Here is a 14,583-nt window from a genome sequence, read left to right as displayed (position 1 = left end):
AAAGTTGTTCACAAAGCGGCGGATTGACCCTAGGGTGAGGCACGTCACATCGTTTCCGGCCACTGGCCGGGGTCACAGGAGGTCGTCCCGGTGTCGTTGTCCCCCCTCAGTGCCCGCGGCCGCCGTGCCACCCGGGCACGCCGCTCGATCGCCGCCTCCGTGGCCGGCGTCCTCGCCGCGGGCCTCGGTGCCGCGCTCTCCACCGCCCCCGCCGCGTCCGCCGCGTCCGCCGTCCCGGTCGGCGACGAGCCGGGCGTCACCATGCGTGCCTTCCAGCTCGGCCAGCCGATCTCGGAGCTCTGCACGCTCAAGGCGGCGCAGACGCCCAACGTCGACCTGCTCAAGCCGAGCATCGACTGGGACGCGCCCGAGGACTTCGGCGGGCTGCAGGACAACTTCCTGGTCGAGGTCCTGGCCAACCTCAGCGTCGAGACCACCGGCACCTACATGTTCCGCCTCACGAGCGACGACGGCTCCGAGCTCCTCGTCGACGACCAGCTCGTCATCGACCACGACGGCCTGCACGGCGACACCTCCAAGGAGGGCAGCGTCACCCTGACCCAGGGCACCGTGCACGAGCTGCGCCTCAACTACTTCGAGGGCGGTGGCGGCGAGCGCCTCGCCCTGCAGTGGATGCGTCCCGGCGAGACGACCTTCTCCGTGGTGCCCACCTCGGTGCTCAGCACCGAGGCCGGCGTCACCCGCGTCACCGCGCCCGGCTTCAAGCAGTGCGAGGGTCAGGACGACTCCGCCGGGGACGGACTCCAGCTCGACGGGGTCAACCCCGCCTACACGCTGACCGACCTGCGCCCGGACGGCTTCGAGCCGCAGGTCACGGGCCTGGAGTGGGACGGTGACGACCTGCTCGTCCTCACCTGGGGCGGCAACGGCAACGACCAGGGCAACGTCTCCCTCGGCCAGCTCCACCGGCTCGAGGGCGTCAGGACGGCGACCGGCCCGGCCGGTGTGACCCGCACCCTCGTCGCCGACGGGCTCAAGGAGCCGCAGGGCATCAAGGTCGTCGAGGGCGACGTCTACGTCTCGGAGAAGCACCAGCTGTCCCGTCTGGTCGATGCCGGCGGGGACGGCGTGTTCGAGGGCAAGGAGACGGTCGCGACCTGGCCCTTCGACGGCAACTTCCACGAGTTCGCCTTCGGCATGCTCTACCGCGACGGCAAGTTCCACCTCAACCTGTCGGTGTCGATCAACCTCGGCGGCGCCACCACCGTGCCGCAGGGCTCACAGGACCGCGGCACGCACATCACGGTCGACCGGGAGACCGGCGAGATCGAGTTCGTCGCCGGTGGCCTGCGCACCCCGCACGGCATGGGTGAGGGCCCCAACGGCGAGATCTTCGTGACCGACAACCAGGGTGGCTGGCTGCCGGCCTCCAAGCTGGTGCAGATCCAGCCGGGCGCCTTCTACAACCACTTCACCACCGGTCCCGGCGGGACGCCCGGCCGCTTCGACAGCGAGCCCGTCACCAAGCCGGTCCTGTGGATGCCGCAGAACGAGATCGCCAACTCCCCGAGCACCCCCGTCGTCGTCGAGGAGGGCCCGTACGACGGGCAGATGTTCATCGGCGACGTCACCTACGGCGGCCTCCAGCGCGCCGACCTCGAGGAGGTCGGCGGTGCCTACCAGGGCGCGCTCTTCCGGATGACGCAGGGCCTCGAGGCGGGTGTCAGCCGGGTGCTGAAGGCCGACGGCGGGTCGCTGATCGTCGGCGGCCTCGGCGCGGGGGGCAACTGGGGCCAGACCGGCAAGCTCCGCCACGGCCTGCAGAGGCTCGACCTCTCGGGTGCGGTGCCGTTCGACATGCTGTCGATGGACGTCGTCGAGGGCGGCTTCGAGATCGAGTACACCAAGCCCCTCTCGGCCGCGACGCTCGAGGACCTCGCCTCGAAGTACCAGCTCAAGCAGTGGCGCTACCGCGCGACCGCGCAGTACGGCGGGCCCAAGCTGGACGAGGAGACGCTCGCCGTCACCAGCGCCACCGCGTCGCAGGACGGCAGGACGGTGACCCTCCAGGTCGACGGCCTCAAGCCCGACCGGGTCGTCCACCTGCGCTCGCCCCGTCCCTTCGCCTCGGCGTCGGGTGACACGCTGTGGAGCACCGAGGCCTGGTACACCCTCAACAGCTATCCCGGCTACGTCGAGCCCGACCCCGAGCCCCCGGCCGACGGGATCTACGAGCTCGAGGACGGTGCCCTCTCGGGCACCGCCGGCATCGCCACCGAGCACGCCGGCTACACCGGCTCCGGCTTCGTGGACGGCATCCAGACGATCGGCTCGGGCACCACCGTCGACGTCGTCGCTCCCCGGGCCGGTGCCTACGACCTGCAGCTGCGCTACGCCAACGGTCCGAACCCCCAGCCCAACCAGGCCAAGAAGATGAGCCTGTACGTCGGCGGGGTGCTGCAGACGATCGTGCTGCCGCCGCTCGGCGACTGGAAGACGTGGGGCACGCACACCGTCCGCGTCACCCTGCCGGCAGGCGTCACCACGGTGGAGATCGCCTACGAGACCGGTGACGACGGCAACGTCAACCTCGACCACCTCCGGGTCGTCGACCCGACCGGCGGTCGTGTCGAGGCCGAGGTCGGGACCATCACCGGGACCGGGAACCGCGTGCAGACCGAGCACGCCGGCTTCAGCGGCACCGGCTACGTCGGTGGCTTCGAGGTCGACGGCGCGTCCGTGAGCTTCGACGTGACCGCGACGGCGGCCGGCTTCCACAACGTGAGGCTCGGCTACGCCAACGGGCCGAACCCGCAGCCCGACCAGACCAAGGTGATGTCCGTCCACGTCAACGGCGTCTTCGTCAAGAAGCTGTCGCTGCCCCCGCTCGCCACCTGGAAGGACTGGGGCTCGGTCACCGACCAGCTCGAGCTGCGGGCCGGCGCCAACATCGTCACGATCCAGCGCGACGCCGGCGACAACGGCAACGTCAACATCGACTACCTCGACCTGGGCAGTCGCGAGGCGTGTGCCCCGGGGCAGGCGCCCGGCGCCGACGACGAGTTCGACGGCACCACCCTCGACACCTGTCGATGGAGCACGATCCTCAACAAGACGGCCACCGGCGTCACGCTGGCCGGCGGGCAGCTGCGCATCGACGCGCAGGGCGGTGACCTCTCCGGCGGAGCCGTCGACGCCAAGAACATCGTGCTGCAGCAGGCTCCCGCGGAGGGTGCCTGGGCAGCCGAGACCCAGTTCTCCATGACCGGCGCGGACGACTACCTCCAGGGTGGTCTCGTGGCGTGGACCAGTGCCGCCAACTACGCCAAGCTCGTGGCGATGGAGACGCCGGACGGCGACTGGGTGCTCGAGCTGGGTCGCCGGATCAACGGCGACATGGTCTACACCAACGCCGACCTGCCCGACGGCGCCGCTCCCGACGACCTGCGGCTCCAGCTGGTCTCGACCGGCACGGCGGTCCAGGGCCGCTGGTCGGTCGACCAGGGCGCGTCGTGGCAGTCCATGGGCGCGGGCTACCCGATGACCGGGCTGGCCGCCCCCAAGGTCGGTGTCGCCGCCTACAACGGCACCGGCAGCCAGGTCGGCGCGTTCGACTGGTTCAGGATGGTCGACCCGGTCGTCGGGCCCGACACCTGCGAGGCCGCCCCGGCCGACCCCGGCTACCGGAGCCTGTTCGACGGGACCGCGGCCAGCATGGCGGACTGGAGGATGGCCGGCCCCGGCGTCTTCACCCGCGAGGCCGACTGCACGCTGAAGACCAACGGCGGACTGGGCCTGCTGTGGCACTCCCAACCGCTCGAGGGCGACTACTCCCTGCAGCTGGACTGGAAGCTCACCAAGGACGACAACGGCGGCGTGTTCGTCGGGTTCCCCAATCCGGAGACGACGCCCCGTCAGGACGGCGGCACTCCCGACCCGGCCGGTGACCCGTGGGTCGCGGTCGACAGGGGGTACGAGATCCAGATCGACGCCACCGACCTGCCGGACCGCACCACGGGCGCCATCTACACGTTCCAGGGTGCCAACGCCCAGCGGGACGCGGCGCTCAAGCCGGTGAACCAGTGGAACCACTACGAGATCCGCGTGGAGGGGAAGCGCATCCGCGTCTACCTCAACGACGTGCTGGTCAACGACTTCACCGGCACCCACGCGAACCGGCTCACGTGGCCCTCCCACATCGGTCTGCAGAACCACGGCGGGGGTGAGAACGTCTACTACCGCGACGTGCAGCTCAAGGAGCTGGCCGACCCGGAGGACGTCGCCGCCACGGTGACGGTGACGCCGACGCCCGCCGAGGTCCAGCTGGGTGACACCGCCCGCGTCGAGGTCGAGGTGGACTCGCTCGCCGAGGAGACGCCCACCGGCGAGATCACCCTCACGGTCGACGGCGAGGCGCTCGACCCGGTCGACCTCCAGGACGGCGCGGCCAGCTTCACGGTCGGTCCGTTCGACGAGGCGGGGACGGTGGCGCTGTCGGCGTCGTACGCCGGTGACGTGGCGCACGAGGCCGGCGCGGGCAGTGGCTCGCTGACCGTGGCCGGGGCCACCCCGACCACCGGGCCGACCCCGACCCCCACGCCGACGCCCACGCCCACGCCGACGCCCACGCCGACCCCCACGCCGACGCCCACCCCGACGCCGCCCGCGCCCAGCGTGGCGGTGGCGCAGGGCGGCAACGTGGACGCGACGCACGACGGCCGCAGGGCGCGGCTGGTCCTGCGGTGCGGCGCGGCGGACTGCGAGGGGACGGCGGTGCTGCGGACCCGCGGCGGCAAGAAGCTGGGCGCGGGCTCCTTCGAGCTCGAGGCCGGCGAGAAGGGCACCGTGGTGGTCCGGCTGAACGCTCGGGCCCGCGCCAGGCTCGAGCGCGACCCGACCGTGCAGGCCGTGCTGGTCATCCGGTTCGACGACGGCAGCACCGACCGGGTCAGGGTGCGACTGACCCGCTGAGACGGCCGGCCCTCCCTCGGTGACCCCGGGGGAGGGCCGTTGCCTGTCGGACCCGGGCCCTCGGCGCACCGGCGACCGCGCGGGGCCCGTGCCGTCGAGGGTCAGTCGACCGCGACCACGCGCAGCACCCGTGCCTCCTCCGGGTCGAGCACGGGCAGCGCGACCCCGACCTCGTGCAGGAGCCGGCCGGGCAACTCGGCGCCGTCCGCCGACCAGGCGTCGGTCAGGTCGGCGCCACCGGGCGGTGGCGGCAGCTCCTCGGTCAGGCGGTAGGTGCGGCCGGGGTCCAGCCCCGTGACCCGCAGGGGCGCTGGGTGCTGGGTGTCGGTCGCGCCGACGGTGGCCACGACGTACCACGCCTCGGAGCGGTCCGCGGCGACGACGCCGGTGACCATCAGCGCCGGGTCGGGGTGGTCGGGGTGGACGAGCGTGCCGGTCCCGATGAGCGGCCTCACCTGCTTGTGCAGCGCGATCCAGGACCCGAGCTCGGTGAGCCCGGCCTCGTCCAGGCTCGTCATGTCCCACTCGATGCCGAACCAGTGGAGGAGGGCGGTGGCCGCGCGGTAGCGCAGCGCGTGCGTGCGCCCGGTGGTGTGCGACGTCGGGCCGCCCACGTGCGAGCCCATCAGCTCCGGCGGCACGAGCAGCGAGGTCCACCGCTGCAGGTGCTGGCGCTCCAGCGGGTCGATGGTGTCGCTGGGCCAGATGCGGTCGGTGCGCGCCAGCACCTCCGCGTCGACGCGAGCCCCGCCGGAGGAGCAGGACTCGATCTCGAGCGCCGGGTGCGCGGCGCGGAGCTCGTCGAGCAGCCGGTAGGCCGCCAGCGTCTGGCCGTGCACCGCCGGGCGGCCATCGTGCGTGGCGTCGGTGAGGTCGCGGTTGTGGTCCCACTTGAGGTAGGCGATGTCGAGCCCGTCGAGCAGCGCCAGCAGGGCCTCGCGCAGGTCCGCATACGCGCCGTCGTCCTGGAGGTCGAGCACCTGCTGGTGGCGCCACGTGATCGGCGGGTCGGCGTGGCCGCGCAGCACCCGCTCGGGGTGGTTGCGGGCCGTCTCGGAGTCCGGGTTCACCATCTCCGGCTCCACCCACAGGCCGAACTCCATGCCGACCCCGGTGACGTGGTCCACGAGCGGTCCGAGTCCCTCGGGCCACACCGTCGGGTCAACCGTCCAGTCGCCGAGGCCGGCGGTGTCGGCGCGTCGCCCCAGGAACCAGCCGTCGTCGAGGACGAAGCGCTCGACCCCGACCGACGCGGCCACGTCGGCCAGCTCGGTGAGCCGGTCGAGCGACTGGTCGAAGTAGACCGCCTCCCAGGTGTTGGCGATCACCGGCCGCTCGCCGCGGGCCCGCGGCGTGACGGCCCGCAGGTGGGCGTGGAGGCGGTGGCTCAGCGGGTCGAGCCCGGCGCCGGACCACGAGCAGAGGAGTCGGGGGGCGTCGTACGTCTCACCCGGGGCGAGCACCACCTCGCCCGGGCTCAGCAGCTCGCCGCCGCCGAGCAGGCACTCGCCCTCGGGGGTGCGCTCGGCGTACGTCGTGTGGTTGCCGCTCCAGGCCGTGTGCACCGCCCAGACCTCGCCGCGGCCGAAGGTGAACCCGGGGGTGCCGGCGACCATGAGCAGCGTCGCGTCGTGCCCGGTGCGCCCCCGGCGGCTGTCGCGTCGGTGCGTCCCCTGGACCCACGGGTGCCGCTGCGGGGTGCGCTCCTTGCACCACCGGCCGGTGAGGTCGAGCAGCTCCCCGGCGCGGGCCGGCACGGGCAGGGCGGTCAGCACGGACGCCAGGTGGAGGTCACCGTCGGCGGTGTTGGTGACGCTGGTGCGCGCGTGCAGGAGCCCGGCGTCGTCGAGGCCGAGCTCGACCTGCACCTCCCACCCGGCCTCGTCGTCGGTGGAAGTGCACGTGAGGCTCCCGTCGGCGACGTCGACGACCCAGTCGACCAGGCTCGGGGTGGCGGCCCGGGCGCTGCCGCCGACCCGGTGCCCGGCGAGGGCCGGGGTGCCCGAGAAGCCACGCGTGCCGTCGGGCACCAGCCCGGTGCGGCGGGGCAGGTCGTACGACGAGCGCGCGGCGCCCGGCTGGCGCGCCGCCATGATCGCCGTCAGGGCCGCGTCGTCGAGGTCGCCCAGGGCCGCGCCCCAGTGGAGGACGACCGGTATCCCCCCGGCGTCGCGGCCCAGCACCAGGCTGACGCCGCCGCGGCTGAGGTGGAGCGGGGCCTCGGACCGGTCGGGGCGGTCGGGGCGGTCGGTCGGCGTGGTGTCGTCGCTCATGCGTGTCCGGCTCCCAGGTCGTCGGTGTCGGGACGTGCGCTCCCGAGGCGGGGGCTGTCGAGGTCGTCGCCGTCGGCGGGGTCCACCACCACCAGCTCCCCGACGTGGTCGGCGAGGGCGCCGCTGGCGTGGGCGGACAGGCCGGAGTCGGTGACGAGCACGGCCGCCTCGGAGAGGGCGGCCATGCTGCTGAGGCCGACGACGCCCCACTTGCTGGAGTCGGCCAGCACGATGAGCCTGCGGGAGCGCTCGATCATGGCGCGGTTGGTCTCCGACTCCAGCAGGTTGGGCGTGCTGAAGCCGGCGCGCACGTCCATGCCGTGCACGCCCATGAAGAAAGCGTCGACGTGGAGGCTGCGCAGCGAGGAGACCGCGACCGGGCCGACCAGGGCGTCGGACGGCGTGCGGAGCCCGCCGGTGAGGAGCACCGACGTGGTCGCGTCTCCGGTGCGGTGCAGGACGTCGGCCACCCACACCGAGTTGGTGACGACGGTGAGGTGGGGCACCCGCGCGATGTGCTCGGTGAGGGCGTGGGTCGTGGTCCCCGCAGACACGGCGATGGCCATCCCGGTGTGCACGAGCTCGGCCGCGGCAGCCGCGATGGCCTCCTTCTCGTTGCGGTGCTGCACCGACTTGGCGGCGAAGCCCGGCTCCGAGGACGACGGCTCGGCGACGGCCAGGGCGCCGCCGTGCACCTTCTCCAGCAGGCCGTCGCGGTGCAGGGCGACGAGGTCGCGCCGTACGGTCATGTCGGAGACCCCGAGGAGCTCGACGAGGTCGGTCACGCGCACGGTGCCGTCGCGGCTGAGCTCGGCGAGGATGCGTCCGCGACGCTGGGCCGCGAGCATCAGGCCTCCCGGTCCTGCCCGGTGACGTCCTCCCTCACGACGGCGACACCGCCGGCCGGCACCACGAGGCTGCCGGTGACGTCCGCGCCTGAGACGAGCTCGACGCCGTGCACCGGCACCTCGGCCTGGGCGTGTCCGTGGTTGATCACGAAGAGCCACTGCGCGTCCTCGCCGACGCGGCGGGTCACCTCGACGAGCGGTCCTGCTCCGGGCAGGCGCTCGATCCCCGTCTCGGCGACGAGCCGCTCGACCAGCCGGTCCGTGCCGACGGCGTCGAGGCGGGTGGCGACGTACCAGGCCGTGCCCTCGCCGACCTCGCGACGGGTGACGGCCGGCAGCCCGGACGCCGGTCCGCCGAGGTGCGTCGCGACCGCCTCCGCCCCGACCAGCTCGAGGTCCTCCGCCCAGGTGTCAGCGGTGACCGTCCCGGTCCCGAGGCCGTCGACCTGCACGGTCTCGCCGGCGAGCAGCGGCAGCAGCTCGGTCGTACGCACCCCGAGCAGGTCGCGGAACGCCCCGGGGTAGCCGCCGAGGCGGACGTGGTCGTTCTCGTCGACGATGCCGCTGAAGTAGGTCACCACCACCGTCGCCCCCGCCTCCGCTGCGGCCGCGATCGCGGCGGCGTGCTCGTCGGAGACGAGGTAGAGCGTCGGCACCACGACGAGGCGGTAGCCCGACAGGTCCGTGCCCGGGTGGACGACGTCGACCCCGACGCCCTGCGCCGACAGCGCCCGGTGGAGGTCCTCGGCCCGGTCGCGGTAGCTGACGTCGATGCTCGGGTGCGAGTCGAGCTGGCACCCCCACCACGCCTCGTAGTCGAACAGGACGGCGGCCTCGTTGCGGGGCGTGCTGCCCGCGGCCTCCTCGACGGCGTCGAGGACGCGGGAGAGCTCGACGACCTCGCGCCACTGCCGGGTGTCGGTGCCGGCGTGGGGCAGGAGGCCGGAGTGGAACTTCTCGGCCCCCGCGCGCGACGCGCGCCACTGGAAGAACAGCACGGCGTCGGCGCCGTGCGCGACGTGGGCGAGGCTGTTGCGGACCATCTCGCCGGGTCGCTTGGCGCGGTTGCGCGGCTGCCAGTTCACCGCGCTGGTGGAGTGCTCCATCAGCAGCCAGGGGCGCCCGTCCGCGGTGCCCCGGGTGAGGTCGGCGCTGAACGCCAGCTCGCGGTGGCCACTCTCCTCGGCGGCGATGAGGTAGTGGTCGTTGGAGACGACGTCGAGCTCGCGTCCCCAGCGCAGGTAGTCCATCTCCATGGTCTGGCGCATCACCATGAAGTTGGTGGTGACCGGGACGCCGGGGGAGATGCGGTGCAGGACGTCGCGCTCGACGACGAAGTTGTCGAGGAGCTGGTCGGAGGAGAATCGCAGGAAGTCCAGCTGCTGCGTCGGGTTCGCGTGGGTCGGGGCGAGCCGCGGGGGGAGCACCTGCTCGAAGTCGTCGTAGCGCTGGGACCAGAACGCCGTGCCCCACGCGTCGTTGAGGCGCGCCACGTCCTCGCCGTAGCGCCGCCGCAGCCAGGTGCGGAACGCCGCCGCGCTGACGTCGCAGTAGCAGCGGGCGTTGTGGCAGCCGAGCTCGTTGGAGACGTGCCACAGCGCGAGCGCCGGGTGGTCGTGGTAGCGCTCGGCCAGCGCCGTGCACAGGGCGAGGGCGTGCTCGCGGTAGACCGGCGAGCTCGGGCAGAACGCCTGGCGGCCGCCGGGGAACAGCGTCCGCCCGTCGTGGGTCACGGGGAGCATCTCGGGGTGCCGGTGGGTCAGCCACGGCGGCGGCGAGGCGGTCGCCGTCGCCAGGTCGACCTTGATGCCGGCGGCGTGCAGGCCGTCCATCTGCTCGTCGAGCCACGCGAAGTCCCACGTGTCGGGTGTCGGCTGGAGCCAGGCCCACGAGAACACGCCCAGCGTGACCAGGTCGACGCCGGCCTCCCCCATCAGTGTGCGGTCCTCCTCGTGGGCTGCGGCGGGCCACTGCTCGGGGTTGTAGTCGCCGCCGAAGGCCAGCGCGGGCAGAGATGTGGGCATGCGGCCACTGTGGCGACCCTCACACGGCGAAGTCAACGTCCGAAGGTGGATAACAGTTCGGAAATGTTTGAACGGGTCTGATTTGTGACCTCTGCAGGGTTGACGAGTGTGTGCCGGTCGTCACATGCTGTGCCTCCTTGTTGGGTTTTGTCTCCAGGAGGCCGTTGTGTCCCGCACCACATCCAGTGCCATTCCTCGCTCCACCGTCGCCACGATGGCGGCGACGCGTCGTTCCGTCCTCCGGGGGATCGGGCTCAGCGGTCTCGCCGTGGGCGGCGCCAGCATGCTGGCCGCCTGCGGTGGCGACGACGCCGGTCCGTCCACCGGCTCCGGTGCCACCGTGAAGTTCGGCATCAACGAGGCCGAGGGCGTCGGCCCGGCCTACGACCGGCTCGCCGCGATGGCCGAGGCGTACACGAAGGAGACCGACACCAAGGTCAGCCTCAACGCGGTCGACCACAACACGTTCCAGGAGAGCATCAACACCTACCTCCAGGGCACGCCCGACGACGTCTTCACCTGGTTCGCCGGCTTCCGGATGGCCCAGTTCGCCGAGAACGGCCTGATCACCGACCTGAGCGACCAGTGGCCCATCGACGGGCTCAACGACTCGTTCAAGCAGGCGGCGACGGCGCCCGACGGCAAGCAGTACTTCGTCCCCGTGCAGTACTACCCGTGGGCGGTCTTCTACCGGAAGTCGGTCTTCGAGAAGAACGGTTGGGCGCCGCCGGAGACCAACGACGACTTCATGGCGCTGATGGAGGACATGCAGGGCAAGGGCGTCACGCCGTTCGCCTTCGGCGACAAGGACGGCTGGCCCGCGATGGGCACCTTCGACATCCTCAACATGCGCCTCAACGGCTTCGACTTCCACATGAGCCTGATGGCCGGCGACGAGGCGTGGGACGGCGACGAGGTCAAGCAGGTCTTCGAGACCTGGCGCACCCTGCTGCCCTACCACCAGGCCGACCCGCTGGGCCGGACCTGGCAGGAGGCCGCGACCGCCATGGGCAAGGGCGAGTGCGGGATGTACCTGCTCGGCGCGTTCGTCGTGGACGCGCTCGGCGAGAACGGCGAGGACCTCGACTTCTTCACCTTCCCCGAGCTCGACTCCTCGATCGGCTCCGACGCCCTCGACGCCCCCATCGACGGCTTCTGCGTCGCGTCGGCCGGGCAGAACCAGGAGGCCGGCAAGGCGATGGCGAAGTGGCTCGGCAGCGCCGCCGCCGCCGACGCGGCCAACAGCAACGCCGACGCGCCGTTCATCGCCGCCAACGAGGGCGCGAGCACCTCGACCTACAGCGACCTGCAGAAGAAGTCGGCCGAGGTCGTGGGCGCCGCGGCCAACATCGCGCAGTTCATGGACCGTGACACCAACGCCGACTTCGCCAACACGGTGATGATCCCCTCGATCCAGGCCTTCCTGAAGGACCCGGACGACATCGACGGGGTCACGGCCAGCATCCAGGAGCAGGCCGCCTCGATCTTCGGCTGAGCCATGACCCACATCGACGAGGCGCCGCGGCCCGCGGCTGCGGCGCCGCCCCGGGGCCGCGAGAAGAAGCTGCCCGGCAAGGACAGGGCGACCGTCATCACGATGGTGACGGTCCCGCTGCTCCTGGTCGTGCTCCTGGTGTGGGTGCCGGCCGTGCTGTCCTTCGTGCTGTCCTTCGGGAAGTGGAACGGGTTCGGCGACCTCGACACCATCGAGTGGGTCGGCGTCCAGAACTACGAGGACATCTTCACCATCTACCCGGCGTTCTGGCCGGCGGTGCAGCACAACCTCATCTGGCTGGCGTTCCTGTTCGTCTTCCCCACGATCCTCGGGATGCTGCTCGCGGTCGTCCTCGACCGGGAGATGAAGGGCAGCCGGCTCTACCAGACGGCGTTCTACATGCCCGTGGTGCTGTCGCTGGCGCTCATCGGCTTCATCTGGCAGCTCTTCTACTCCCGCGACCAGGGCCTCATCAACCAGGTCTTCAACACCCAGGTCGACTGGTACGGCGACCCCGACATCAACCTGTGGGCGGTGCTCGTCGCGACCGCCTGGCGGCACACCGGCTACATCATGCTCATCTACCTGGCCGGCCTGAAGGGCGTCGACGCCAGCCTGCGCGAGGCGGCCGCCGTCGACGGCGCCAACGAGGTGAAGACCTTCTTCCACGTGATCTTCCCGGTGATGCGCCCGATCAACATGGTCGTCATCGTCATCGTGGTCATCGAGTCGCTGCGCGCCTTCGACCTCGTCTGGGTGATCAACAAGGGCCGCAACGGCCTGGAGGTCATCGGCGCCCTCGTCGCGCAGAACGTCGTCGGCGAGGCGACGCGCTACGGCTTCGGCTCCGCGCTGGCCGTGATCATGATGGTCATCTCGTCGGTCTTCATCACCATCTACCTGCGGACCGTCTTCCGCGAGGAGCGTTCGCGATGACCTACGAGACCCCGGTCGCCACCCCGCCCGCCCCGGTCGTCGCGCCGACCGCGCCGGCTCGCAAGGACGGCGGCGTGATGAGCAGGCGCCGCGGCGTCGTGGCCACCGTCATCGTCGCCCTGCTCGCCCTGGCGTGGCTCTTCCCGCTGCTGTGGGCGCTGATCAACTCCTTCCGGGAGTATGACTACACCCAGGCCAACGGCTACCTCTCCTTCGGCGGGTGGACCACCAGCAACTACGAGCAGGCGTGGCAGCAGGGCAACTTCGGCGTGCACATGCGCAACTCGTTGCTCATCACCGTCCCCGCGGTGGCGCTGACGCTGTTCCTGTCGTCGATGGTCGCCTTCGTGCTGGCGCGGTTCAGCTATCGCTTCAACCTCGCCATGCTCGGCGTCTTCCTCGCCGCCAACCTGCTGCCGCCGCAGGCGCTGCTCATCCCGGTCTTCCGGATGTTCCGCGAGGTCCCGCTGCCGACGTTCATGAGCGACTCGGGCCTGCTGCTCAACAGCTTCTGGGCCCTGATCCTCGTCAACACCGCCTTCCAGCTCGGCTTCTGCACCTTCGTGCTGAGCAACTACATGAAGACGCTGCCGCACGAGATCTACGAGTCGGCCGAGCTCGACGGCGCGAGCGTGTGGCGCCAGTACTGGCAGCTCACGATGCCCCTGGTCCGCCCTGCGCTGGCGGCCCTGGCCACCCTGCAGGTCACCTGGGTCTACAACGAGTTCTTCTGGGCGACCGTGCTCATCCAGCAGGGCGACAAGCTGCCGGTCACGTCGGCGCTCAACAACCTGCGCGGGCAGTTCTTCACCGACACCAACCTCGTCGCGGCCGGGTCGATCATCGTCGCGCTGCCGGTGCTGGTGGTCTTCTTCGCGCTCCAGAAGCAGTTCGTGTCGGGGCTGACGCTGGGCTCGACGAAGGGCTGACCCCGCCGGGAGGGGTCAGCGCCGCACCCAGGCACCGGCCCGCATCACCCGGCGTACGGACAGGTCGGCGTCGAGGACCACCAGGTCGGCCCGCCGGCCGGCCTCGAGCGCGCCGACGTCGTCCAGGCCCCAGGCCCGGGCGGGTGCCGTGCTCGCGGCGTGCACGACGTCGAGGAGCGGCAGGCCGGCGGTGCGTACGGCGAAGCGGAGGGCCGCGTCCATGGTGAGCGTCGAGCCGGCGATGGCGCCGCTGCCGGTGCCGTCGGCCAGCCGGGCCACGCCGTCGCGCACCTCGATCGCCATCGGTCCCAGGCGGTAGTCGCCGTCAGGGCCGCCTGCCGCGGCCATCGCGTCGGTGACCAGGATGCAGCGGCCCGGCTTGGCGGCGAAGACGGTGCGGAGCACGGCCGGGTGCAGGTGCACGCCGTCGGCGATGAGCTCGACGTCGACGGGGGCGTCGAGGAGCGCGCCGACGGGCCCGGGGTCGCGGTGGTGCAGCGGGCGCATGGCGTTGAAGAGGTGGGTGCCCAGCCGGGCGCCGGCCTCGAGGGCCTCGCGCGCCACGTCGTACGACGCGTCGGTGTGGCCGATCGCGGCGACCGCCCCCGCGCCGCTGATCCGGCGCACCGCCTCGATACCGCCGGGCAGCTCGGGTGCCAGGGTCACCATCCGCACGGCGCCGTCGCCGGCGGCCAGCAGTGAGTCGACGGCGGCGGGGTCGGGCGCGGCGAGCGCGCCGGGCTGGTGGGCGCCCGAGCGCTCCGGGCTGAGCCAGGGGCCCTCGAGGTGGATCCCCGCGAGGCGCCCCTCCCGGACGAGCAGGGCGAGCTCCCGCACCGCCCTGCCCATCCGGTCGGGGCTGTCACTCACGATACTCCCCGCCATCGAGGTGGTTCCGTGGGCGAGGTGGGCCGAGACGACGACCTCGGCGGCCTCGGCCGTGCCGGTGTCGAACGACGCGCCGCCCCCGCCGTGGACGTGGAGGTCGACGAACCCGGGGACGACCGTCGCGTCGCCGAGCTCGAGGTCGGGCGTACGCGGTGGTGTCCCGTCGCCGACCTCGACGATGCGGTCGCCGTCGGAGAGCAGCCACCCCGGCGCGAGGACCCGCGCCGGGGTGACCACCCGGTCTGCCGTGAGGAGCAC

8 protein-coding genes are annotated in these 14,583 nt (G+C 72.0%); 4 read left to right on the top strand and 4 right to left on the bottom strand.

The genetic code is table 11. The features are described 5' to 3' along the window. Positions 1-90: 90 nt before the first annotated feature. On the top strand, positions 91-4,932 hold the full coding sequence (locus HN031_RS20990) for a family 16 glycoside hydrolase (protein ID WP_216652030.1): 4,842 nt from the start codon (positions 91-93) through the stop codon (positions 4,930-4,932). 101 nt (positions 4,933-5,033) lie between these two features. On the opposite strand, the gene HN031_RS02740 is transcribed toward HN031_RS20990, so the two are convergent. The 3 genes from HN031_RS02740 to HN031_RS02730 are packed head-to-tail and all read right to left on the bottom strand — an operon-like array spanning position 5,034 to position 10,077. Next, complete coding sequence (locus HN031_RS02740; RefSeq protein ID WP_172266029.1) at positions 5,034-7,205, bottom strand: alpha-galactosidase; 2,172 nt, start codon at positions 7,203-7,205, stop codon at positions 5,034-5,036. Next, entirely contained in the window at positions 7,202-8,053 is an 852-nt protein-coding gene (locus HN031_RS02735) for a DeoR/GlpR family DNA-binding transcription regulator (protein ID WP_172266026.1), read from the bottom strand. Before HN031_RS02735 ends, HN031_RS02740 begins: the two co-directional genes overlap by 4 nt. Beyond that, a complete protein-coding gene (locus tag HN031_RS02730) occupies positions 8,053-10,077 on the bottom strand; it encodes a beta-galactosidase (RefSeq protein WP_172266023.1) in 2,025 nt (674 codons plus the stop codon). Before HN031_RS02730 ends, HN031_RS02735 begins: the two co-directional genes overlap by 1 nt. A gap of 214 nt (positions 10,078-10,291) precedes the next feature. Between HN031_RS02730 and HN031_RS02725 the strand changes: the two genes are divergently transcribed. The 3 genes from HN031_RS02725 to HN031_RS02715 are packed head-to-tail and all read left to right on the top strand — an operon-like array spanning position 10,292 to position 13,437. After that, complete coding sequence (locus tag HN031_RS02725) at positions 10,292-11,572, top strand: ABC transporter substrate-binding protein (RefSeq protein WP_172266020.1); 1,281 nt, start codon at positions 10,292-10,294, stop codon at positions 11,570-11,572. Positions 11,573-11,575: 3 nt separating this feature from the next. Continuing rightward, a complete protein-coding gene (locus HN031_RS02720) occupies positions 11,576-12,508 on the top strand; it encodes a carbohydrate ABC transporter permease (protein WP_172266017.1) in 933 nt (310 codons plus the stop codon). Continuing rightward, on the top strand, positions 12,505-13,437 hold the full coding sequence (locus HN031_RS02715; protein ID WP_172266014.1) for a carbohydrate ABC transporter permease: 933 nt from the start codon (positions 12,505-12,507) through the stop codon (positions 13,435-13,437). The genes HN031_RS02720 and HN031_RS02715 overlap by 4 nt, the downstream gene beginning before the upstream one ends. Positions 13,438-13,452: 15 nt before the next feature. Here the strand turns inward: HN031_RS02715 and nagA are convergent, their stop codons facing one another. Next, a complete protein-coding gene (gene nagA, locus HN031_RS02710; RefSeq protein WP_172266011.1) occupies positions 13,453-14,583 on the bottom strand; it encodes an N-acetylglucosamine-6-phosphate deacetylase in 1,131 nt (376 codons plus the stop codon).

This window comes from Nocardioides sp. zg-1308, assembly GCF_013155375.1.
GTDB classification, from domain to species: domain Bacteria; phylum Actinomycetota; class Actinomycetes; order Propionibacteriales; family Nocardioidaceae; genus Nocardioides; species Nocardioides renjunii.
This window is presented reverse-complemented; position numbering and strand designations above follow the sequence as displayed.